Source organism: Acinetobacter sp., assembly GCF_041911495.1.
Lineage (GTDB): Bacteria > Pseudomonadota > Gammaproteobacteria > Pseudomonadales > Moraxellaceae > Acinetobacter.
This window is the reverse complement of sequence record NZ_JAYROT010000013.1, coordinates 1-21,630: the sequence shown is the minus strand read 5'-3', so window position 1 is coordinate 21,630 and position 21,630 is coordinate 1. Positions and strand designations below refer to the sequence as shown.

Here is a 21,630-nt window from a genome sequence, read left to right as displayed (position 1 = left end):
GACTTACTCCTGTTTAACTGAACAATTGCTTTGCACCCCATAGCTCAGTAGAATGGACGACTCCAAAATTCTGCCAACAGAGTGGTCTATGTCAGCACGTAAAATCCTCGTCACCAATGCCTTACCCTATGCCAACGGTCCGATTCATATGGGACATTTGCTAGGTTATATCCAAGCGGATATTTGGGTGCGTGCGATGCGTGCGATGGGGCATGATGTGACCTATGTCTGCGCTGATGATGCACACGGTACAGCGATCATGCTTCGTGCCGAAGCCAACGGCATCACACCCGAAGCGCAGATCGCCAATGTACAACGTGAGCATATCCGTGACTTTGATGGTTTTGGTGTGCATTTTGATCATTACGACTCGACCCATAGCGACACCAATCGTGCTCGTTCCCAAGAGATTTATCTGAAAAACCGTGAAGCAGGCAATATTGCGGTGCGTCCAGTCAGCCAGTTATTCGATCCTGAAAAAGGCATGTTCCTCTCAGATCGTTTTATCAAAGGCACTTGCCCAAAATGTAAATCTGAAGATCAATACGGCGATGCTTGCGAAGTCTGCGGAACAACTTATAACGCCACTGAATTACTCAATCCGCACTCGACTTTAAGCGGTGCAACACCAGTCGAGAAATCATCAGATCATTACTTCTTTAAATTGCCAAACTTTGCAAACTACTTGCAGAAATGGACACGTGACGAAGGGCGTTTACCGCTATCCATCGCCAATAAACTGGATGAATGGTTTGAAAATGGTCTGAACGATTGGGATATTTCTCGTGATGCGCCGTATTTTGGCTTTGAAATTCCTGATGCGCCAAACAAATATTTCTATGTGTGGGTGGATGCGCCTATCGGTTATATGTCGAGCTTCGAGAACTATGTAAAACAGAAGCGTCCTGAGCTGAATTTTGATGACTACTGGAAAAAAGATTCACAAAACGAAGTCTATCATTTCATCGGTAAAGACATTGTCTATTTCCATGCGCTGTTTTGGCCTGCAATGCTGGACGGTGCAGGCTATCGCACGCCAACTGGTTTATTTGTGAATGGATTCCTTACCGTCAATGGTCAGAAGATGTCAAAATCTCGTGGCACATTTATCAAGGCAGAAACCTATTTACAGCATTTAAATCCTGAATATTTACGTTATTACTTTGCCTCAAAACTGTCTGATAAAGTTGAAGATTCTGACTTGAATTTGGATGATTTTGTGCAAAAAGTGAACTCGGATTTGGTTGGTAAAGTGGTCAATATCGCCAGTCGCTGTGCCAAATTTATCAACACCAAATTTGACAATACATTATCTGCCAACTGCGCCGAACCTGAATTAGTCCAGAGTTTCATTAATGCAGGTGACTCGATTGCCAAGTGTTATGAAGACCGTGAATTTTCTGCGGCAATCCGTGAAATCATGGCGCTTGCCGATCGTGCCAATCAATATATTGATGAGAAAAAGCCGTGGGCATTGGCGAAGATCGAAGGCGAAGAGCAGCAAGTGCATGAAGTCTGCTCAGTCGGGATTAACTTGTTCCGTCAGCTTGCAGTTTATCTTGCGCCCGTGTTGCCGACTTTGGCAAAGCAAGTACAAGATTTCTTAAAATTGGACAGTTTTGATTTTGCTTCACGTACTACGATTTTGACCAATCATGAGATTGCGCAATTCCAACCGTTGATGCAACGTGTCGATGCCAAAGCTGTGACGGCAATGGTTGATGATTCTAAAGATTCTTTAGCGGCAGCCGAACCTGCAAAGGCAGAAAAGAATGCCGACAAGAAAAAAACCAAAACTGCTGAAAAGACTGAAGCTAAAAAGGCTGAGCCTGCTGTGGGTGATGCTGAACAGATCAAAATTGATGATTTCCTCAAAGTTGATCTACGTGTTGCAGAAGTCATTGATGCAAATATCGTTGAAGGTTCGGACAAGCTATTACAACTGACCCTCAATGTCGGCGAAGCTGAACCACGCAATGTATTTAGTGGCATTCGTAGTCAATACGCACCTGAAGATTTGAAAGGAAAACTGGTGGTGATGGTCGCCAACCTTGCACCTCGTAAGATGCGTTTTGGTGTATCGAATGGCATGGTGCTCGCTGCGGGAAATGGCGAAGGGATCTTTATCGTGTCACCTGATAGTGGTGCAAAAGCAGGCGATAAGGTGTCTTAAGTTGCTTATTGATTATCACCTTATTCCTTCATAAGTGGTTATTCCTTTAATAGCTGTGTTCTGCGAATCAGCTTTAAAGTTTTACTTATTATTTTCAATTTCGTTAAGCAGTATAATCCTAAAATAAATAATGGCGTTCCGATATATATGGAAAAACAATGAGTAGAAAGCTTCTGATTTTTGGTAATGGTTTAGGAATGGCAATTGATGCAAACCATTATTCGTTACCTAATGCATTAAATGTTGTTTGGAACAATGATGCCCTATGGAATGATACGGAACATCGTGATCTCATCCAAAATTGCATTCCATCGGGTACGTGTCCAATCTCTGAAGAGGAATTAGATAAATTATATCTAGTTTCAACATCTTGTGATTATCTGAATGATTATCCAAATACTGTAAATGATCATCATTGGTTATCAAACTATGGTCAAGAATTTACGCAGGCTACTCAGGAGTACTTTCATACGGTAGCATCGCATTTATTTGATTCTACAAATACAATGCCAACAACATTCAAGACAGCATTGATTGATTTTGTGCGTACTACGAAATCTCATGTTGCAACGTTAAATTATGATAAGTTACTTTATGAAGAGTTTATTAATGCTGGTATCTGCAGTGGATTTACGGGTCAGCTAGTTGATGGGTTTACGAGCAGTGGCTTTGATAGTTCTAATTTAGTTCGTCTTTATGATCGAAATTTTGGGTACTATATGCATCTTCATGGATGCCCCTTATTTCGTGATTCAAATGGAATAACTTATAAATTATCGACTTCTGAGATTTCATCTGGAAATATTTTTGGTAGTAAGCACATTGTTCTAACACATATTCCGCATAAACCAAGTGTAATTACTGCATCGGAGGTTTTATCAACTTATTGGGGTTATTTGATTTTCTCTTTAAGTGAAGTAGATGAGGTTGTTTTATTTGGTTACTCGGGCTGTGATACTCATTTAAATAAAATTTTAAAAGTTCATGCTAGTGCAAAGAATAAAAAAATTATTGAATGGGATGGTGACGGACAAACAACTCAACAACGTCAACAGTTTTGGGATGATGAGTTGGGTAGTAAGGTAAACTTGCAAAGAATGACTGATATTACTCAATTTACATCATGGTAATAAAAAAACCCGCTTTCGCGGGTTTTCTTTAATAAAAAGATCAGTTTAACCAATCAATTTCTTCATCAGTTCATTGACCTGTGCAGGGTTGGCTTTGCCTTTAGAGGCTTTCATCACCTGACCGACTAGACCGTTAAAAGCTTTCTCTTTACCAGATTTATACTCTTCAACCATCTTTTCATTGGCAGCCAAGACTTCTTTGATGATCGCTTCGATCGCACCTGTGTCGGTTTCTTGCTTCAAGCCTTTTTCCGCAATGATCACATCGGCAGTCTTGCCTTCGTCCCACATATAGCCAAAGACTTGCTTGGCGATCTTACCGCTAATGGTGTTATCGACAATGCGTGCGATCATGCCACCGAGTTGTTCGGCAGATACAGGCGATTCGTTGAGCTCTAAACCTGCTTTGTTGAGCGCACCTGAGAATTCGCCCATGACCCAGTTGGCAGCGACTTTACCTTGTTTCGCACCGCCTGATGGGGCAACTACCGCTTCATAGAAGTCCGCCATTTCACGTGATAGCGTCAAGACGTGCGCATCGTATTCCGTCACACCAAATTCACTGACAAAACGCTCACGACGTGCCGCAGGTAGTTCAGGCATTTCCGATTTGATCGCTTCGATTTGTACATCTGCGATCACCACAGGTAACAAGTCTGGATCAGGGAAGTAGCGATAGTCGTTGGCTTCCTCTTTGGAGCGCATTGAGCGAGTTTCCATCTTGTTTGGATCGAACAAACGGGTTTCTTGGTCGATGCTACCGCCGTATTCCAAGATTTCCATTTGACGTTCGATTTCCACGTTGATGGCTTGTTCAATGAAACGGAACGAGTTGATATTTTTTAATTCACAACGTGTCCCAAATGGTTCATTTGGACGACGTAGCGACACGTTACAGTCGGCACGGAATGAGCCTTCTGCCATGTTGCCGTCTGAGATTCCAAGCCAACGCACAAGGGTGTGAATCGCTTTGACATAGGCAACCGCTTCTTCCACCGAGCGCATATCAGGTTCTGATACGATCTCGAGTAGCGGTGTGCCTGCACGGTTAAGGTCAATGCCCGACATACCATCAATCGCATCGTGAATCGACTTGCCTGCATCTTCTTCTAAGTGAGCACGAGTGACGCCAATGCGCTTCACTGTGCCATCTTCAAGCTGAATGTCGATGTGACCTTTGCCGACGATTGGATTGTCCATCTGGCTGATTTGGTAGCCTTTTGGTGAGTCAGGGTAGAAGTAATTTTTGCGGGCAAATACAGAGGCTTGGTCGATATAAGCATCAATGCCCAAACCAAAACGGATCGCTAAATTCACCACTTCTTTATTTAAAACTGGGAGCACACCTGGCATCGCCAAATCAACGAGGCTGGCTTGTGTGTTTGGATCTTGACCAAACTCAGTTGATGAGCCAGAAAAGATTTTAGAATTGGTCGCCAGTTGCGTGTGGATCTCAATCCCGATCACCACTTCCCAGCCGTCAATGAGATTTGATTTCGGCTTGTTTGCTTTAGCATTGTTCGCCATTATGCATTCTCCTCAGCAATCGCCGCACGTTGGGTGTGGAAGTCGGTGTGTTGTTGATATTGATGAACGATGGAAAGCAGTTGTGACTCTGACCAATAATTCCCAATCAACTGTAAACCAACAGGTAGTTGATCTTGATCAAAACCAACAGGTGCATTGATCGCAGGTAAGCCCGCCAAGTTCACTGCAATGGTATAAATATCACCGAGATACATTTCCACTGGAGTTAAATCCGCACCGATTTTATAAGCTGTGGTTGGCGCAGATGGCGCTGCGATCACATCGACACTTTCAAAGGCTTTTAAGAAATCTTGTTGAATTAAGCGACGGACTTTTTGCGCTTTGACATAGTACGCATCGTAGTAGCCTGCTGATAGGGCATAGGTACCAATCAAAATACGGCGTTGTACTTCTGCACCAAAACCTTGAGAACGAGAGCGCTTGTATAGATCGAGAATGTCTTTAGGCGCATCACAGCGATAGCCATAGCGCACACCGTCATAGCGTGACAGATTCGATGAGGCTTCCGCAGGGGCGATCAGGTAATAAGTCGGTACATAAGCTTCGGTCATGTTGAGGTCGATCTCAACCAAGATTGCGCCAAGTTCTTCCAATTTTTTTAAAGATTCTTCGACACGTGCTTTGACATCACTCGCCAAACCTTGCACATTAAAGTATTGCTTTGGAATACCGATGCGTAAGCCTTTTAAAGCTGTATCATTGAGATTTGCGACGTAATCATCGACTGATTTTTCCATCGACGTAGAATCTTTGGCGTCGTGTCCTGCCATGACATTCATCAAATAAGCACAGTCTTCGGCTGAGCGAGCCATTGGACCGCCTTGATCAAGCGATGAGGCATAAGCGATCATACCAAAACGAGAAACACGACCATAAGTTGGTTTGAGACCAGTCAGTCCACAGAATGATGCAGGCTGACGAATCGAACCTCCTGTATCTGTACCCGTAGCAAATGGTGCAAGATCGGCAGCAATCACCGCCGCAGAGCCACCTGATGAGCCACCCGGTACACGATCAAGCGCCCACGGATTTTTGGTTGCGCCAAAATATGAAGATTCACTGGTCGAGCCCATAGCGAACTCATCCATATTGACTTTGCCCAGTGTGACTAAGCCAGCATCTTTGCCTTTGGCAACGACGGTTGCATCATACGGCGAGATGAAGTTATCCAGTATCTTTGAGCCTGCAGTGGTTTTGATACCTTGCGTACAAAAGATGTCTTTATGTGCGATCGGAATACCAGTGAGTGTGGTGGCATTACCTTCTTGACGCAGTGCGTCGGCTGCATCGGCTTGTGCTAAAGCTTGCTCGGCGGTCACGGTGACATAAGATTGCACTTGGCTGTCGATTTTTGCGATGCGGTTGAGGTAATGTTGCGTGAGCTCACGAGATGAGAACTTCGCTTGAGCGAGTCCTTCTGAAAGTTCTCGAATAGATAAACGATGTAAGTCAGTCATAACATATTCAATCTGTAATTCAGTAAAAATATTAAAAATGGATTTAATTGGTGATTATTTGTTCGATTTTATTCAATCACACGAGGTACAACATATAAACCATCTTGTGTTTCAGGTGCAACAGCCTGATATTGGTCACGATGATTACTTTCGCTTACAACATCGTCACGTAATGGTTGAGGATGGTCGAATGGGCTTTTCAGTGGCTCGACACCCTCAGTATCGATCCCTTTCATGGTTTCCATCATATCCAAGATTTTATTTAAACTTTGTGCATAATCAACGCATTGCGAGTCATCTAGCGAAAGGCGAGCAAGGTTTGCAATCGCAGAAACTGTTTCGGCATTGAGCTCTTGAGCATGTTTTGCATTGTCAGCAGACATGAGTTCACCTGATCCGTTATCAAAAAATTTCAAAATATCGTGCGTTATAATAAGCGATTGACTTGTTCAAATCATCACATTTCGTTAAAGTTGCCACTTTGAATCTTCACTGAATATACTGAGAATTACCTGTGATTTTTATGAGACGCATTTTTGGCTGGTTTTCACCGAACCTCGCCATTGATCTTGGGACTGCCAATACACTGATCTATGCACCAGATCGTGGCATTATCTTAAATGAACCGACTGTGGTGGCAATCCGTCAAAGTGGCTCACAAAAGCTCGTGGCGGCTGTGGGTGAAGATGCAAAGCAGATGCTTGGTCGTACACCTGCCAATATTTCTGCAATTCGTCCGATGAAAGACGGTGTGATTGCAGATATTGAAGTGACTGAAACCATGTTGCATCAGTTTATCAATAAAGTAAACGAGCGTGGTTTGTTGCCAAATAACCCAAAAGTCGTGGTGTGCGTACCGTGCAAATCGACTTTGGTTGAGCGTCGTGTAATCCGTGAAGCGGTCTATAACGCAGGTGCGCAAGAAGTGCGCTTGATCGAAGAGCCAATGGCTGCGGCGATCGGTGCAGGTATGCCTGTAGAGCAAGCTTGTGGTTCGATGGTGGTCGATATTGGTGGTGGTACAACTGAAATCGCAATTATTTCACTGCAAGGCTGTGTCTATGCCGATTCATTGCGTGTCGGTGGCGATATGTTTGATGAACACATTATTAACTATGCCCGTAAAGCGCATGGTTGTGTGATCGGTGAAACCACTGCGGAGAAGATCAAAAAAGAAGTGGGTATGGCGTTTAATGACGGTAATGCGGTTGAGATCGAAGTGCGTGGTCGTAACCTTGCAGAGGGTGTGCCTCGTTCGTTCATTATGAGTTCGGATGAGGTTTTGTCGGCGATCGCTGATCCGTTACAAAGTATTGTCAGTGCAGTGAAAACAGCGCTTGAGCAGACACCTCCCGAGTTGTCATCAGACATTGCTGAGCGTGGAATTGTCTTAACAGGTGGCGGTGCATTACTACGTAACTTGGATAAATTGCTTGCACAAGAAACAGGCTTGCCTGTGATGGTCGCAGAAGATCCGCTGACCTGTGTTGCTCGTGGTGGTGGTAAGGTATTGGAATACTTCGATAATCCAAACCATGAAATGCTATTTGTAGAATAATTGTAGAGTAAACTGAAACTTTGAATCTATGGATTCAAATTCTTAAAGAAGGCAAGTAAAAGGAATAGACGGTGCAAACGATAATTACTAGACAACCACCGTCTTTTCGCTCACTGATACTTGCTTTAATTGTCTGTTTTGTTGCTATTTTTGTCAATTGGCGCTTCCCACAAGTGATTCAGCCTGTTCGTGATGTGCTGCAAGTTGGCTATTATCCAATTTATGCCTTTGCCAATTATCCTGTGTTGTCGCAAGAGTGGATGAAGCTTCAGCTTAAATCTGAGCAAAGCTTACGCCGTGAAAATATTGCACTTCGTGCAGAGCTCGATCAAGCCAAAGTTCGCTTACAAAAACTCTCTGAACTTTCTGCTGAAAATACGCGACTTCGAGGCTTGGTTGATACCCCTTTGATCATTGATGGACGCATGTTGATTACCGAAATTATCGGTGTCGATCCCAATCCATTGAATCACATTATTATCATCAACAAGGGTAGCCGTGATCAATTGCAAGAAGGTCAAACTGTACTTGATGATCAAGGTATTATGGGGCAGATTATTGCAGTTTATCCGCACAGCGCACGAGTGATGCTGCTTTCTGATAAAGATAGTTCTCTGTCTGTGCGTTTGGATCGTACTGGAATGCGTTCGATTGTGTCAGGCAAAGGCGATTATAGTGAACTCGTCATGCAATATGTGCCAAGTAGTGCAGATGTCAAAGTCGGCGACCTTGTCTACAGTTCAGGTCTAGGGGAGCGATATCCAGCAGGATATTTGGTTGGTAAAGTGAAACATATTGAAGTGCCGTCTTCGAGTGAGTTTGCAGATATTACCATTCAACCTTCGGCGCAGCTTTCGAGCGGTCATAATGTTGTGGTGCTCTTTTCACAAGCATTGTCGAAGGAGCAGCCAAATGGCACTCGCTAAGAAAGAAAATTTTCAAAGTCGTGATCCTCTGATTGCCATTGTCATTTCTGTGATCCTTGCATCTGTGTTCATGGTTTATCCAGTTTCTTATTTTTTAAGTGGCTGGCGCCCGATGTTTATGCTTTTGGTCATGTTTTTTTGGGTGATGTGCCAACCTGCGTGGTGTGGTGTGTGGTTTGCTTTTTTAGTTGGTATTTTTACAGACTTGTTAATGGAGTATCCATTGGGTTTAAATGCCATGACTTTTGTGATGATTGCATTTTTTGCCCGATTTTTTACACGCGAACGTCGTGTCATGACAGAAACAAACCTATGGGCAATTATCGTCATAGCCGCTACATTCCATCTACTTTTGATGTGGTTACTGTTGGTAATGACAGGTAATGAAATGAGCTTAGTTCGGCACTGGCAGACGTTGCTGAGTAGCTCATTGTTGTGGCCAGTAGTGTATTGGGGATTAAAGAAATGGCGAGCCGTGTGATACTCGCTTCGGCATCGCCAAGACGTAAAGAATTATTAGAACAAGTTAATGTCGAGTTTGAAGTTTATCCTGCAAATATTGATGAATCACAACACCCAAACGAACACATTGATCAATATGTACAGCGTGTTGCGATTGCCAAAGCACAAAATATTTTAAACCAATTTCCAAATGCGACTGTGATTGCAGCAGATACCACGGTTGGTATTGATCAGCATATTTTGAACAAGCCGAACGACGAAGATGATGCACTGCGCATGTGGCGATTGCTTTCAGGGCGAAGTCATCAAGTCAAAACAACCGTAGTGATTGCGAATAAATACAAAATTTTCCATGACACGGTAAGCACCTTAGTTTACTTTAAAGTATTAGATGAAACTGAAATGCGCCAATATTGGCAAACTGGTGAGCCACAAGATAAAGCGGCTGGTTATGCGATTCAGGGACGTGCAGGCGCTTGGGTGACTCGTATAGAAGGCAGTTATAGCAATGTGGTCGGTTTACCCTTGTATGAAACCTTGGCGTTATTGGTAAAGGTACAACAAGATATTTAACTGATATTTATAGATTTGCCAGTTTTAATTTTTATTCTTTATTTTTGGTTTTAGGTCGGGTATGGCGGAAGAGTTATTAATTAATATCACGCCGATGGAGTGTCGTGTGGCACTCATCGAAAATGGTACGGTGAATGAGCTATTTGTTGAGCGTACAGCCAAGCGTGGTTTAGTCGGCAATATTTATAATGGGAAAATTGTCCGTGTACTACCGGGTATGCAGGCTGCATTTGTCGATATTGGACAGTCACGTACAGCCTTTTTGCATATTAATGATATGGTATGGCCTCGAACACAGACAGCGCCGAATATTTTTGAAATGTTGCATCCCGGGCAGATTGTATTAGTGCAAGTGATGAAAGACATGCTCGGGACAAAGGGTGCTCGCCTGACTACCGACCTCTCTATTCCGTCGCGTTATCTTGTATTTATGCCTTTTGGCAACCATACAGGTGTATCACAAAAAATCGAACAGGAAGCTGAGCGTGATCGCTTGAGGGAAATGATTGATCGTCTGCAAGCCGAACATCAGCTACCGGGTAGTGTGATTGTGCGTACCGCCGCAGAAGGCGTCACCGAGCAAGCACTCAGCCAAGACATGGCCTATTTGGCCAAGCTTTGGAAGTTCATTCAGAAGAATCAAAAAGAAGTCGATGCCACAGCGTTGATTTTTGAAGAGTTGCCTTTGCCTGAACGGGTCATCCGTGATCTTGCCAACGGCGAAACACATAAGATTTATGTGGATTCACGAGAAATTTTTACCAAACTTCAAAGCTTTGTCGAAAAGTTCGTACCGACCATGCAAGGTCGCTTAAATCATTATCCTGGTGAAAAGCCACTTTTTGAGCTCTATAACGTCGAAGAGGATATTCAAAAAGCCCTGCGCACTCGTGTTGATCTTAAGTCTGGTGGTTATCTGATGATTGATCAGACTGAAGCGATGACCACGATTGATGTCAATACAGGCTCCTATGTGGGTGGACGTACGCTCGAAGATACGGTATTTAAAACCAATCTTGAGGCGACACAGGTCATTGTACGTCAGCTGAGATTGCGTAATCTTGGCGGGATTATCATCATTGACTTTATCGACATGCAAGAACAGGCGCATCGTGATGAAGTCATGCGTCTCCTTGAAAAGATGCTTGAGCGTGATCATGCCAAGACTAAGATTACACAAGTATCCGAGCTTGGTTTGGTCGAAATGACTCGTAAACGTACACGAGAGTCCTTGGAACATCTGCTTTGCGAGTCGTGTCCGACTTGTCAGGGGCGTGGTTACGTCAAAACTGCAGAGACAGTGTGTTACGAAATCTTTCGAGAAATTATGCGATTTGCAAGAGCTTACCAATCACAACATGCCTATACGATTGTGGCGCACCCAATGGTCATAGATCGCTTGTTGACCTCAGAGGCTTCTGCTGTGGCGGATTTGGAGCATTTTATTGATCGTGTGATTAAGTTCCAAGTTGAAAATCTGTACACGCAAGAGCAGTACGATATCATTTTGAGTTAGCATAATCTACCAAGCTGTAACAAATTGCGATAATTGTTTGTTACAACTCAAGTTTTACTTTTTTTAGCACCTCCTTAATACTGTAATCATCGTCAATATAGCCAACAAACGAGCTTTTATTTTTTTAAAAGTTGAGTTTGAAAGCCAAAGAGGTAAATACTATGGGTGCAACGAAAACGCTATTAAAAACAGGTGCAACGGCGATTGAGCTTACTCGTGTAAATCGTTGTTATATGGTGTCTGAGTCAGGCGAAGAAGTGCGTGTGACTAAAGAAATGATTCAAATGGCGTGTTCTCAACTGTTATCACGTTGCCGTAAATAATTATTTTGATTTTTGTTGACTCTATTTTTAATCATAATCTCCTTAAATAGAATGCTCCCACAAATAACAATCAAAATATAGTGTAGCAATTGAGTAATATACTGATTCCACAGATAAAAACGCCAGTGATATCACTGGCGTTTTTGCATGGAGGTTATATCAACTCAACAGTTTGATATTTTCCTTAAGCTGTGGTTCTTAAATTATCTTGATAGGTAATCTGACACATTTGCTCGAAAGTTTGGATTTCATCTTCAAGCAAAGTAAGCAAGTTTTGCATACTTGGTAAAGCTTGTCGACATGCGGTTAAACCGACTTCGAGCTTATCTAAGTAACTGGTCATGGTAATGTTGAGTGCTTGACCATCCATGACAATCGAGACGGGATAGAGCGCATCAAGTTGAGCGCCATTACAATATAAAGGCTCTTTTGGCCCCGGAACGTTAGAAATCACCAAGTTGAATGCTTGATTCTTAGGCATAAGGCCTGACAACATGTTAACACCTGCAGGACCGTAAACCAACGCACTATAATTAAATATCTGCTGTGTGGTCATACGCTTAAAGCGATCTTTGGTGTTTTGCATACTACGTTGAATGATGGCAATACGATCAAGCGGACTGGCTTTGTGTGTCGCTAAATTTGCCAAAATCATGGTGATGCTGTTGCCTGTATTCGAATCATCAGAACGAAGCGATGCAGGTACCATTGCGATTAATGGGCGTTTTGGTAGTTGATTAATGGACAATAAATAAGATCGAATCGCACCCGAGCAAACGGCAAGTACCACATCATTAATCGTTACATGGAGACAAGTGGCGATATTGCGAAAACGCTGTAACTCAAAAGATTGTGCGGCGAAACGACGTGATGAACTGACACGTTGATTTAAAATCGAAGCAGGCGCTTGAGAAGTCGAAACATAATCAGGGTTTTTACCACGCTCTTTGGTGAATGCTTGGTAAAGTTCTTTCGATACAATCGGTGCTGCTTGGAACTGTGAACGTGCAAATTTCACAATCGATTTTAGTGTATTGACAGGTTTTGGCTCAGGACGTTTCATTTTATTGTTACGCACCTGCCATGGTGGAACCATCGCTTCATTTGGAGTGCTTGAAAAAGATTTCTCGATCAAACGCATTCCTGCCACACCATCAACCATTGCGTGATGGATTTTGATGTACATGGCAAAGCGATTGTCTTCGATCCCTTCGATAATATGGCAGGTCCAAAGTGGTTTTGCACGATCGATAAGCGCACTATGTTCTTGAGAAATATAGGTGAGTAATTCACGAATACGACCTGGTGCAGGTAAGGAAATATGGCGAAAGTGATGATCTAGATCGAACTCTTGATCGACATCCCAAAATATACCGCTGAGAACTTGATTAAATGGTGCAACAGGTGGTGCTTTCGAGCGACGGATGTCTTGGACAAGATCATGAATGAAGCTACTAGGCGCATTCTCAGGTAATTTAAACAAAAATAATCCACCGACATGCATCGGCTGTTGTCTTTTCTCTAAAGACAAAAAAATAAAATCAATAGGATTGAGTGGTCTCATACTTATGCGCCTTATGTCCTGAAAAAGCTATCCCTAAGAATTATCAGTAAATTCCATTTTACCTGTCTATACTAGCATAGGCAGTGTCAAAGTGAATAGCAATAAAGCTTGATAGACCAACCATTCACCATAAAAAAAGCCACTTGGAGTGGCTTTTAATGTAAGAAAATTCATCAAACAAAATTTGTGACATATTTCACGGTACTTAGTGGCTTAGATGTAAGCCACATTCACGGTGTTCTTCACCTTTGGTTGGGTCAAAATAATCTTCGTTATCAGGCAAATTGTGTTTTTGCATATATTCCCAAAGGTCTTTTGATGTCCATTTGAGCAGTGGCGCAACTTTGATTAAACCATCTGAATTGATACTGACAGCGTCCATCTCGGCACGAACAGCGGTATCGGTTGCACGTAATGCGGTAAACCAAACCTGAGGTGCAAGCTCAGATAATGCACGCTCGAATGGCTCTAGCTTTACTTCAGCCGTAAATGCTTCATGTTTTGGATCATCAAGTGCAGGGACTTCGCCATCAATTGCTTCACGATGAGCACGTGAGCGCTTTGGTAGATATGTGGTGAGATTTAAGTTTAATAATTTACTGATTTCATCGACATATTTATAGGTGGTTTCGGTGTTATAACCATTATCCATCCACACCACTTGAATGTCAGGTTTACGTTGCGTGATCATGTGTAAGATCACCGCTTCGAAAGGACGAAAGTTCGTGGTGATAATTGCTTTTTGATCAAGGCTTAGTGACCATTCAACGATTTTTTCAGCATCATTATTCAGGTCGCTATTAATCTGTGCGATGTCTAAATCTAAACTCATGGCAAATTTCTCTAAAATAATTGCAATAATCAATAGGATGTTATTGAGGCTTAGTATAGGAGTATTCAAGGCAATACACTAGAAAAATGCGAAAACCATACAATGCTAAGTCAACATCAAGCTAAGCATACACAACACGAAGGGGCTAGAAAAGCGCCGAAATGACATCTTATTTTTGCAGACTAGTGTTAAACTAACGCCAAATTTTTAATCATCGTATACGTTGGAGCATACATGGAAATCGTTTGTTTAGACCTTGAAGGCGTTTTGGTGCCAGAGATTTGGATCAACTTTGCAAAAAAAACAGGCATTAAAGAATTAGAAGCCACCACACGTGATATTCCTGACTATGATGTGTTGATGACACAACGTCTAAATATTTTAAAAGAACATAATCTCGGTATTCATGATATTCAGGAAGTGATTGCTGAGATGGGACCATTCGAAGGCGCAAAAGAGTTCGTAGAATGGGTGCGTACCCATTTTCAATTGATTATTTTGTCAGATACTTTTTATGAATTTGCACATCCATTGATGAAACAGCTTGGTTGGCCAACGATCTTTTGTCATAAGCTTGAAGTCAACGATCAAGGCATGATTACAGATTACAAACTGCGTCAAGCTGATCCAAAGCGTCAATCTGTCAAAGCATTGCATACGCTGAATTATAAAATTATCGCAGCAGGGGATTCGTATAACGATACGACCATGCTTGGTGAAGCTGATCACGGATTCTTGTTCGATGCACCTGATAATGTGATTGCAGAATTTCCGCAGTTCCCAGCACTCAATGGTTATGAAGCATTAAAACAAGCGATTCGTTCTGTATCAGATCGTGACATTCCAAATTAAAACGATTTTTTTGGTATGGGACACACAGTATAAAGAAAAAGGAGCAATTGAATTGCTCCTTTTTTATGGCTTGATTTTTACGAAATGGTTTTCTAAATCAAGTGATTAGAAACGGTAACCAAGTTTTAAACCATACGCAATTGCAGTGTTGTCTTCAAACTCAGCAACAGAATCATCAGTTCCGAATTGTGAACCAGTTTGTGCTTCAGCATCGCCTAGCCAGAAGTATTTTACACCGCCTTGAACGAAGTAGTTTGCAGCTGGGCTATATTGGATACCAATACCAGTATTGATATAACCTTCTGTTGGACCAAGTGTAGAAACAGGGTTGCCTGCACCGCTATCCCAACCTACAGAAACACTACCAGACCATTTGTCGTTTAACTTACGTCCAACACCTGCATTTACAGACCATTGGTCATCAGAGTATGCAATCAAATCAAATCCATTAGGTGCTCCAACAGCTGCACCAACAGCATCAGCTACTGCACCAAATTGGTGTGGTTTGATAGAAAAGTCTTTCCAATTTACCCAACGTACATTAGCAAATGCTACAGTGTTCGCCATAATACCTGATTGAAGATCAAGGTTAACTGATTGTGGTGTAGTGATGTCAGTAATGCCAGGACCTGCTGCTGCAACAATAGCATTAATGGTAGGTGATGCACCTGCTCCGATGCTTTCTTCAACTACAGATTCGTGTTCTACTTCTGAGCGATAAGTTAATGATGCTTTCAATGCGATATCAGGAATTTGGAATGCGACACCTGCTAACCAACCAAATTCGCCGTCTTGATCAATTTTAGCATCATAACCGCCGAATAAACCAGGACCACCATAAGCTAAGCCACGAAGTTTTACTTCACCTTCGATGGTTTGGTATACAGGACCACCATAGATATTCCAGTTTACATTTGGCTGAAAACCAAAGATCGCAGATAGGCTGTGAGTATCAAAGCTCACTTCAGTGCCTTCAGAACCATTATGGAATGCACCTTGTCCTGCATTAGCACCTAGTGCAGCAACATTTGGGAGAGCAGCTGTTTCAGCTGAATAAGAAGCAGAAGCACCAAATGGTTGGTCATATAACAAACCAAATGAAAAATGCTCAGTCGGTTGTACTTTGATGGCAGCTGAGCCAAAAGCATAATCATCAGCCATTTCGCCAACTGATTGACCGCCTACGAATGGTTGTGCAGCAGGGGATCTTGATGGGTAGTCACTGTGAGTTTTTCCTGATACATCAGGATCCAAAACGGACATGCTGATTTCAGCGTAGTTACCAGGTTGTAGGAATGCAGAAATTGATTGTCCTGAACGGTCTAGAGCGGCAGCGAAAGCACCAGTTACAGGAAGTGCACATGCAAGTGCGGCGGTAAGAGTCTTGATTTTCATTATCATCAATCCGTGAGGCTAAGTTAAAACTTTATAGCTTATAAAAACCAATATTCATGAGGAGTTTATAAGTTATGTATTCGTGATGTTTCACTCATGTAATTACTATAACTGAACTTTTGCAAAATACTAAGGAAAATATAGAAAAAGCCAATGTTTTTTTATAGTGGTTTGTTTTTTATGCATATTTATTGAGAACTGATTAGTGCAAAAAAATGTCTTGATTGTTAAAAAGATATAAAACGGGCAAAAAGTAGCTGATTAAACCATATTTTTGATTAAAAAATAATCGATATAGCAAGTGGATTCAGTCAAAGTAGTAAACTTTTAGACTTTCTTGTAACGGTTTGTTTTGGAAATAAGCTTGATTCTCACACCAAATGAGTTGTTCGTTACAAAACCATTGTACGGCTTGCGGATAGATTTGATGTTCTAAAGGATGAATACGAGTAGTAAGTGATTCTACGGTGTCGGAATGTCGAACCTCCAAGACTGCTTGGATGATGGCTTGACCTTCATCTAGTTCTGCTGTGACAAAATGCACAGTGCAACCGTGAAAACGGTCACCAGTGTTGAGTACACGTTTATGGGTGTGCATTCCTTTATAGTGCGGCAGGAGGGACGGATGAATATTGAGCATACGACCTTGCCATTGACTAACAAAGTCGCTGGACAAGATTCTCATAAATCCAGCAAGAACCACGAGATCAACATCCCAATCGAGCAGTTGCTGGTGCATCTGTTGATCAAAACTTTCTCTTGTCGGAAAGTTTTTGTGAGAAATGATTGCAGTATCAATATTGGCGTGTTTGGCACGTGTTAGCGCATAGGCATCCGCTTTGTTGCTCAGTACGCCAACGATTTGACCGTTGCCGAGTTGATTTTGATGCTCGGCATCAATTAAGGCTTGCAGGTTGCTACCGCTTCCTGAAACCAATACTGCAATACGTTTCATCTTAAAACGAATACCAATTTTTTATTTTATTGAAAGACCACACGGATTTTTTCATCGGCATCTTTAACTGATGCAGCGTCGGCTTCAATTGTACCAATTTTCCATGCAGATTCGCCTTGCGCATTGAGAATCTTAATGGTTTTATCAGCATCAGTCGCATCCACGGCAATGACCATACCTACGCCACAGTTAAAGGTGCGGTACATTTCAAACTGTTCAACTTGACCTTCAGCTTGTAAAAGTTTGAATAAGGTAGGCCATTGCCAAGAGCTTTCATCAATCGTTGCACGTAGGCCATCAGGTAAAACACGTGGCACGTTGCCTGGTAGACCACCGCCTGTGATATGCGCCATAGCATGTACATCAACTTGCTTGCACAGTTCAAGCACGGGCTTAACATAAATACGAGTTGGTTCCATCACCACTTCACTGAGTAACTTGCCGTCTACTTGGGTGTTTAAGTCAATATTTTTCACATCAATGATTTTGCGAAGCAATGAATAGCCGTTTGAATGCGCACCACTTGAAGCTAGACCGATAAGCACATCGCCTGCTTTCACTTTGGTTCCATCAATAATCTTGCTGTGTTCAACCACACCGACCGAAAATCCTGCAAGGTCGTAATCTTCACCTTCGTACATGCCCGGCATTTCAGCAGTTTCACCGCCAACCAGTGCACATCCTGCAAGTTCACAACCTTTACCAATACCTGTCACGACATTTGCCGCAACGTCAACATTGAGGTGACCTGTTGCATAGTAGTCGAGGAAGAATAAAGGCTCCGCACCAGTTACCAGTAGATCGTTGACGCACATTGCGACCAAATCTTGTCCGATGGTGTCATGTTTGTTGAGTTGTAGCGCAAGGCGTAGTTTAGTTCCTACACCATCTGTACCTGAAACAAGTACAGGCTCTTCATAACCTTTTGGAATTTTACACAATGCGCCAAAACCACCGAGTCCACCCATCACTTCTGGGCGAGTTGTGCGTTTTGCGACAGATTTGATTCGCTCGACGAGTAGGTCGCCAGCTTCGATGTCTACACCAGCATCTTTATAGCTTAAGCCTGTGCTTGAATTGGTGCTTGAATTTGAAGTTGAGTTGCTCATAAGTGAAGTCTCCGCATTGGCGGCTGATTATACCTGAATATACGAAATTCTTATGATTTTTCTTGCATAAAATGCTATCTTTTTCTTAAAAATTGGTTTCGTTAAAAGAAAATAACTACCGATGCCACCCCGATATTTTAGGAAATGTGAATAATGCATGATTTGGTCTTAAAAAGAGTATTTATTCTTGCCGCCGTGGTTTTCTTTGTGTGGCTGCTTTACTTGCTTCTCCCAGTTGTTATTCCATTTTTGATTGCATTTTTAGTGGCATATCTATTTAGTCCACTTGTAGATCGTATGCTTCGTTTGGGTTTTCCAAGATGGCTAGCGATTACCTCGGTATTTTTAATTATCATCGTGGGCTTGGTCTTGGTAGGCTGGTTCTTAGTGCCCATGATTTGGGCACAGTTGATCTATGCTCGGGATCACATTCCAGAGTCAATTGCTTGGATTAATGGCACATTTTTGCCGTGGCTTTCAGATACCTTTAATTTGGTCGAAATGGAGCTCAATACCGATGAAATGACAGCGGTGGCGATGGAGTATATTCAAACCAATTACAGCGTCGATAATCTGCAAGATGTGGCGCTGCGATTGGCACAATCAGGGCTAAATTTTATTCAAATCGGTGGCATGTTTGTTTTAATCCCGATCATTACTTTTTACTTCCTGCTTGATTGGGACAAGATGCTTAAACATATGCAACGTGCAATTCCTCGTCCATTTGAAAGCAGTGTCATCGGAATCGCCAAAGAGTGTAATCAAGTGCTTGGTGCCTTTGTGAAAGGGCAGTTTTTGGTGATGATTTTACTTGGGATTGTTTATGCTGTTGGATTGCAGTTGATTGGCATTGAAGTGGGCTTGATCATCGGTATTGTTGCAGGGCTTGCCAGTATTATTCCTTATCTTGGTTTTGCTGTGGGAATTATCGCGGCTGTAGTGGCTTCCTTGTTGCAGTTTGGTGTCGATTGGATGCAGTTATTCCTTGTTCTTGTGGTCTTTATGATCGGTCAGGCGATTGAAGGTTATGTGTTACAGCCTTTCTTATTGGGCGATAAAATAGGCTTATCACCTGTTGCTGTTGTTTTTGCGGTGTTGGCGGGTGCCCAGTTGCTTGGATTTGCAGGAATGTTAATTGCCTTACCAGTCGCAGCCGTGATCGTGGTCTTGCTTAGACATCTGCGTGATAGCTATGAGCAAAGCGTGTGGTATGGGGCGCATCAGATCAGGCTATCTGAGCAATTCAGTGACATGGAATTATTGTCATCACAAGAACCTCAGCTGGGCGAGCAGTTGGAAAATCATATATCGAAGCAACAAGCGAAGAGTGGCGTGGAGAATAATGCTGAATCAATAGTAGACTCAGATGCTAACTCGACAAAAGCTGATGATTCAAAAGCATAAGGCTAAATAATGCGAAATGAGTGTGCTTGCCTATGCGCCAATTAAAGCTAGATATCGAACCACACTTGGATGCACAAATCAGTGATTTTGCAGGGCCAAGTTGGGGCTCGACCATTGATAGTGTGCGTCAATTTCACGCAGGTTTAATTCGGCAGCTATTTATCTATGGTGATGCAGGTTCAGGCAAATCACATTTGCTGAGTGCAATCTGTGACTCGTACTCAGATGTTGGTAAACGAGCGATTCGAGTGCCTTTATTGGGATTGTTAGATGCACCAGTAGAGGCGATACAAGCATTAGAGTACTACGATGTTGTAGCACTCGATGATATCGAAGCAACGCATGGGGTGATGGCTTGGCAACGTGCTATTTTTCACCTAATCAACCAAAGTTATGAAAGCCAGACTCAGTTGGTCTTTTCTTCACGCTTGGCACCAATGTCATTGCGGTTACAGTTTCCTGATCTGCAATCTCGTTTGAATCAGTCGGTAAGCATTCGTGTGCCTGATGGTAGTTCATATGAAGACCGATACGCTTTACTTGTTGCAGTTACGCAACGACGGAGTTGGCAATTTCAGGCGCCGATTATCGACTATCTTTTGCAATATGGTCCGAAACAAACAAATAGCCTACTTGCAACTTTGGATCGCATCGAACAGGTGTTACAAGGTGAAAAAACTAAATTATCAAATCTGCGCCTAAAACAAATATTTGCGCTCATAGATCAGTATTCAGACTAAAAGCACTTACAAATTGGGCTTGTCACATGCGTCAAGCTGTGAGAAAGTATGTGGGTTCAAGGATTGGCAAAATATTACGCCAAAAACAACAAAAAAAGCGGGTTCAAAGGAGTGCGATAATGCTTGAACAAAGCATTGCTGTGGGGTTACTATGCTTAAGTGGGCATACCTTAGCAAATATTGATGTGACGATTACCGAAGATGTTGTTTAAGATGACGATGAATGTTCAATTCGTGAAGCCGTCACGTACATCAACGAGTATTACACTGCAAAAGCTGGTGAATCAGAAACAGACAAAACCGCACGAGAAGAAATCAAAAAAGCAGGCTATAACGGTTGTGGTGGTGGGGCTGCCTCTACGGTTATCTTGTTGAAAGCAGAAGAAACTTACACCTTAGATAAAGAAATCGCCATTAAAACTGCGATGACCATTCAAACTGAAAGTACAGCCTTTAATACTGACTCGACTGAAATGGGGCTAAAAATGCCACCATCAAAGCTAGTGGGACTCATCGCTTATTTAATGTGAATGATCAGAAGCCTGAAGTTAGTCAAACTGTTGTTAAGTTTAATCAAGTCAATCTACAAGGTTGTGGCGCAGAAGCAATTTGCGAAGTGCAAGGTGGCATTTTCTTTAATCGTGAAAACTTGACGCTTGAATATGTAAAGCTTTTTGATGGAAATGCGACTGAAGGTGGGGCGATCTATAGCGAAGGTATTTTGTCGGGTACAAATGCAAACTCAGCAAACTACGTGTCGATTTCGAACTCGCTAGTACAAAATAATACAGCTGAACGTGGCGCAGTATTGCATGTGGCGAACCCGTTATTTGTTATTAAAAATAGTGTCATTAGAGATAATAGTGCGACGGCATCTGGTGCAACTGTAATCTATAGTGCAGTTCCTTTTGGTGATGAAACTACTACTCAGGGCGCTTTTAGTCGACTGTCTTATTTATCAAATACAACATTATAGGACTTACGCATTGACGGATTCAAAAAAGTATTAAAATAGTTTATAAAGTATCTGTGATCAGACGAACTAAACATGCTTCTACAGCAACTTGTACATTACCCATTTATATGGGCTTTCTCATGACAGAACCGAACTCT

Annotated in this window: 21 protein-coding genes; 13 read left to right on the top strand and 8 right to left on the bottom strand. The window is 42.3% G+C overall.

The window, feature by feature from the left end; genetic code table 11:
• Positions 1 to 88: 88 nt before the first annotated feature.
• Both metG and ACE3PQ_RS01300 read left to right on the top strand, forming a co-directional pair.
• A complete protein-coding gene (gene metG / locus ACE3PQ_RS01305; RefSeq protein WP_374294624.1) occupies positions 89 to 2,173 on the top strand; it encodes a methionine--tRNA ligase in 2,085 nt (694 codons plus the stop codon).
• Positions 2,174 to 2,331: 158 nt separating this feature from the next.
• Complete coding sequence (locus tag ACE3PQ_RS01300) at positions 2,332 to 3,303, top strand: hypothetical protein (protein ID WP_374294508.1); 972 nt, start codon at positions 2,332 to 2,334, stop codon at positions 3,301 to 3,303.
• 45 nt (positions 3,304 to 3,348) lie between these two features.
• Here the strand turns inward: ACE3PQ_RS01300 and gatB are convergent, their stop codons facing one another.
• The 3 genes from gatB to gatC all read right to left on the bottom strand — a co-directional run bounded on the left by gatB (position 3,349) and on the right by gatC (position 6,691).
• Entirely contained in the window at positions 3,349 to 4,830 is a 1,482-nt protein-coding gene (gene gatB, locus ACE3PQ_RS01295) for an Asp-tRNA(Asn)/Glu-tRNA(Gln) amidotransferase subunit GatB (protein WP_374294506.1), read from the bottom strand.
• Positions 4,830 to 6,308: an Asp-tRNA(Asn)/Glu-tRNA(Gln) amidotransferase subunit GatA gene (gatA, locus tag ACE3PQ_RS01290; RefSeq protein WP_374294504.1), complete on the bottom strand. Its 1,479-nt coding sequence runs from the start codon at positions 6,306 to 6,308 to the stop codon at positions 4,830 to 4,832. Before gatA ends, gatB begins: the two co-directional genes overlap by 1 nt.
• A 68-nt stretch (positions 6,309 to 6,376) precedes the next feature.
• Positions 6,377 to 6,691, bottom strand: a complete 315-nt coding sequence (gene gatC / locus ACE3PQ_RS01285) for an Asp-tRNA(Asn)/Glu-tRNA(Gln) amidotransferase subunit GatC (protein WP_241570853.1) — start codon at positions 6,689 to 6,691, stop codon at positions 6,377 to 6,379.
• Between the two features lie 140 nt (positions 6,692 to 6,831).
• Between gatC and ACE3PQ_RS01280 the strand changes: the two genes are divergently transcribed.
• From ACE3PQ_RS01280 to ACE3PQ_RS01255, 6 genes are all read left to right on the top strand, one after another.
• Positions 6,832 to 7,866, top strand: a complete 1,035-nt coding sequence (locus ACE3PQ_RS01280) for a rod shape-determining protein (RefSeq protein ID WP_363317518.1) — start codon at positions 6,832 to 6,834, stop codon at positions 7,864 to 7,866.
• Between the two features lie 71 nt (positions 7,867 to 7,937).
• Complete coding sequence (gene mreC / locus ACE3PQ_RS01275) at positions 7,938 to 8,792, top strand: rod shape-determining protein MreC (RefSeq protein WP_374294500.1); 855 nt, start codon at positions 7,938 to 7,940, stop codon at positions 8,790 to 8,792.
• Positions 8,779 to 9,273, top strand: coding sequence for a rod shape-determining protein MreD (gene mreD / locus ACE3PQ_RS01270; RefSeq protein WP_374294498.1), 495 nt, complete (start codon positions 8,779 to 8,781; stop codon positions 9,271 to 9,273). Before mreC ends, mreD begins: the two co-directional genes overlap by 14 nt.
• Entirely contained in the window at positions 9,258 to 9,827 is a 570-nt protein-coding gene (locus ACE3PQ_RS01265; protein WP_374294496.1) for a nucleoside triphosphate pyrophosphatase, read from the top strand. The genes mreD and ACE3PQ_RS01265 overlap by 16 nt, the downstream gene beginning before the upstream one ends.
• A 61-nt stretch (positions 9,828 to 9,888) precedes the next feature.
• Positions 9,889 to 11,343, top strand: a complete 1,455-nt coding sequence (rng, locus tag ACE3PQ_RS01260; protein WP_374294494.1) for a ribonuclease G — start codon at positions 9,889 to 9,891, stop codon at positions 11,341 to 11,343.
• A 161-nt stretch (positions 11,344 to 11,504) separates the two neighbouring features.
• On the top strand, positions 11,505 to 11,666 hold the full coding sequence (locus ACE3PQ_RS01255) for a PA1571 family protein (protein ID WP_241570859.1): 162 nt from the start codon (positions 11,505 to 11,507) through the stop codon (positions 11,664 to 11,666).
• A 184-nt stretch (positions 11,667 to 11,850) separates the two neighbouring features.
• Here the strand turns inward: ACE3PQ_RS01255 and ACE3PQ_RS01250 are convergent, their stop codons facing one another.
• Both ACE3PQ_RS01250 and ACE3PQ_RS01245 read right to left on the bottom strand, forming a co-directional pair.
• The gene (locus ACE3PQ_RS01250) at positions 11,851 to 13,230 is read right to left on the bottom strand and encodes a wax ester/triacylglycerol synthase family O-acyltransferase (protein WP_374294491.1); all 1,380 of its coding nucleotides are present in this window, start codon (positions 13,228 to 13,230) and stop codon (positions 11,851 to 11,853) included.
• A gap of 205 nt (positions 13,231 to 13,435) precedes the next feature.
• Positions 13,436 to 14,062, bottom strand: coding sequence for a phosphoadenosine phosphosulfate reductase family protein (locus tag ACE3PQ_RS01245; protein WP_374294489.1), 627 nt, complete (start codon positions 14,060 to 14,062; stop codon positions 13,436 to 13,438).
• A 234-nt stretch (positions 14,063 to 14,296) separates the two neighbouring features.
• On the opposite strand from ACE3PQ_RS01245, the gene thrH reads away from it, so the two are divergent.
• A complete protein-coding gene (gene thrH, locus ACE3PQ_RS01240) occupies positions 14,297 to 14,914 on the top strand; it encodes a bifunctional phosphoserine phosphatase/homoserine phosphotransferase ThrH (protein ID WP_374294487.1) in 618 nt (205 codons plus the stop codon).
• 105 nt (positions 14,915 to 15,019) lie between these two features.
• On the opposite strand, the gene ACE3PQ_RS01235 is transcribed toward thrH, so the two are convergent.
• The 3 genes from ACE3PQ_RS01235 to purM all read right to left on the bottom strand — a co-directional run bounded on the left by ACE3PQ_RS01235 (position 15,020) and on the right by purM (position 18,373).
• Positions 15,020 to 16,309 carry an outer membrane protein transport protein gene (locus ACE3PQ_RS01235; protein ID WP_374294485.1) on the bottom strand — a complete coding sequence of 430 codons (1,290 nt, stop codon included), beginning with the start codon at positions 16,307 to 16,309 and terminating at the stop codon, positions 15,020 to 15,022.
• 307 nt (positions 16,310 to 16,616) lie between these two features.
• Entirely contained in the window at positions 16,617 to 17,264 is a 648-nt protein-coding gene (gene purN / locus ACE3PQ_RS01230) for a phosphoribosylglycinamide formyltransferase (protein ID WP_374294483.1), read from the bottom strand.
• Between the two features lie 26 nt (positions 17,265 to 17,290).
• Entirely contained in the window at positions 17,291 to 18,373 is a 1,083-nt protein-coding gene (purM, locus tag ACE3PQ_RS01225) for a phosphoribosylformylglycinamidine cyclo-ligase (protein ID WP_374294481.1), read from the bottom strand.
• A 153-nt stretch (positions 18,374 to 18,526) separates the two neighbouring features.
• Between purM and ACE3PQ_RS01220 the strand changes: the two genes are divergently transcribed.
• From ACE3PQ_RS01220 to ACE3PQ_RS01205, 4 genes are all read left to right on the top strand, one after another.
• A complete protein-coding gene (locus tag ACE3PQ_RS01220) occupies positions 18,527 to 19,777 on the top strand; it encodes an AI-2E family transporter (RefSeq protein WP_374294479.1) in 1,251 nt (416 codons plus the stop codon).
• A gap of 32 nt (positions 19,778 to 19,809) precedes the next feature.
• Complete coding sequence (locus ACE3PQ_RS01215; protein WP_374294477.1) at positions 19,810 to 20,517, top strand: DnaA ATPase domain-containing protein; 708 nt, start codon at positions 19,810 to 19,812, stop codon at positions 20,515 to 20,517.
• Between the two features lie 371 nt (positions 20,518 to 20,888).
• The gene (locus ACE3PQ_RS01210) at positions 20,889 to 21,047 is read left to right on the top strand and encodes a hypothetical protein (protein WP_374294476.1); all 159 of its coding nucleotides are present in this window, start codon (positions 20,889 to 20,891) and stop codon (positions 21,045 to 21,047) included.
• Positions 21,044 to 21,493 (top strand): hypothetical protein, encoded by a 450-nt coding sequence (locus tag ACE3PQ_RS01205; RefSeq protein ID WP_374294474.1) that lies wholly within the window; start codon positions 21,044 to 21,046, stop codon positions 21,491 to 21,493. Before ACE3PQ_RS01210 ends, ACE3PQ_RS01205 begins: the two co-directional genes overlap by 4 nt.
• The last annotated feature ends 137 nt before the right edge of the window (positions 21,494 to 21,630 follow it).

Excerpts from the sequence above, each read along its gene's own strand:
- ACE3PQ_RS01280 (WP_363317518.1), top strand. The coding sequence starts at position 6,832 with ATGAGACGCATTTTTGGCTGGTTTTCACCGAACCTCGCCATTGATCTT.
- purM (WP_374294481.1), bottom strand. The coding sequence starts at position 18,373 with ATGAGCAACTCAACTTCAAATTCAAGCACCAATTCAAGCACAGGCTTA.
- ACE3PQ_RS01245 (WP_374294489.1), bottom strand. The coding sequence starts at position 14,062 with ATGAGTTTAGATTTAGACATCGCACAGATTAATAGCGACCTGAATAAT.
- ACE3PQ_RS01215 (WP_374294477.1), top strand. The coding sequence starts at position 19,810 with ATGCGCCAATTAAAGCTAGATATCGAACCACACTTGGATGCACAAATC.
- mreD (WP_374294498.1), top strand. The coding sequence starts at position 8,779 with ATGGCACTCGCTAAGAAAGAAAATTTTCAAAGTCGTGATCCTCTGATT.
- purN (WP_374294483.1), bottom strand. The coding sequence starts at position 17,264 with ATGAAACGTATTGCAGTATTGGTTTCAGGAAGCGGTAGCAACCTGCAA.
- ACE3PQ_RS01265 (WP_374294496.1), top strand. The coding sequence starts at position 9,258 with ATGGCGAGCCGTGTGATACTCGCTTCGGCATCGCCAAGACGTAAAGAA.
- ACE3PQ_RS01220 (WP_374294479.1), top strand. The coding sequence starts at position 18,527 with ATGCATGATTTGGTCTTAAAAAGAGTATTTATTCTTGCCGCCGTGGTT.
- gatA (WP_374294504.1), bottom strand. The coding sequence starts at position 6,308 with ATGACTGACTTACATCGTTTATCTATTCGAGAACTTTCAGAAGGACTC.
- rng (WP_374294494.1), top strand. The coding sequence starts at position 9,889 with ATGGCGGAAGAGTTATTAATTAATATCACGCCGATGGAGTGTCGTGTG.
- ACE3PQ_RS01255 (WP_241570859.1), top strand. The coding sequence starts at position 11,505 with ATGGGTGCAACGAAAACGCTATTAAAAACAGGTGCAACGGCGATTGAG.
- thrH (WP_374294487.1), top strand. The coding sequence starts at position 14,297 with ATGGAAATCGTTTGTTTAGACCTTGAAGGCGTTTTGGTGCCAGAGATT.
- gatC (WP_241570853.1), bottom strand. The coding sequence starts at position 6,691 with ATGTCTGCTGACAATGCAAAACATGCTCAAGAGCTCAATGCCGAAACA.
- metG (WP_374294624.1), top strand. The coding sequence starts at position 89 with ATGTCAGCACGTAAAATCCTCGTCACCAATGCCTTACCCTATGCCAAC.
- gatB (WP_374294506.1), bottom strand. The coding sequence starts at position 4,830 with ATGGCGAACAATGCTAAAGCAAACAAGCCGAAATCAAATCTCATTGAC.
- ACE3PQ_RS01300 (WP_374294508.1), top strand. The coding sequence starts at position 2,332 with ATGAGTAGAAAGCTTCTGATTTTTGGTAATGGTTTAGGAATGGCAATT.
- ACE3PQ_RS01235 (WP_374294485.1), bottom strand. The coding sequence starts at position 16,309 with ATGAAAATCAAGACTCTTACCGCCGCACTTGCATGTGCACTTCCTGTA.
- ACE3PQ_RS01250 (WP_374294491.1), bottom strand. The coding sequence starts at position 13,230 with ATGAGACCACTCAATCCTATTGATTTTATTTTTTTGTCTTTAGAGAAA.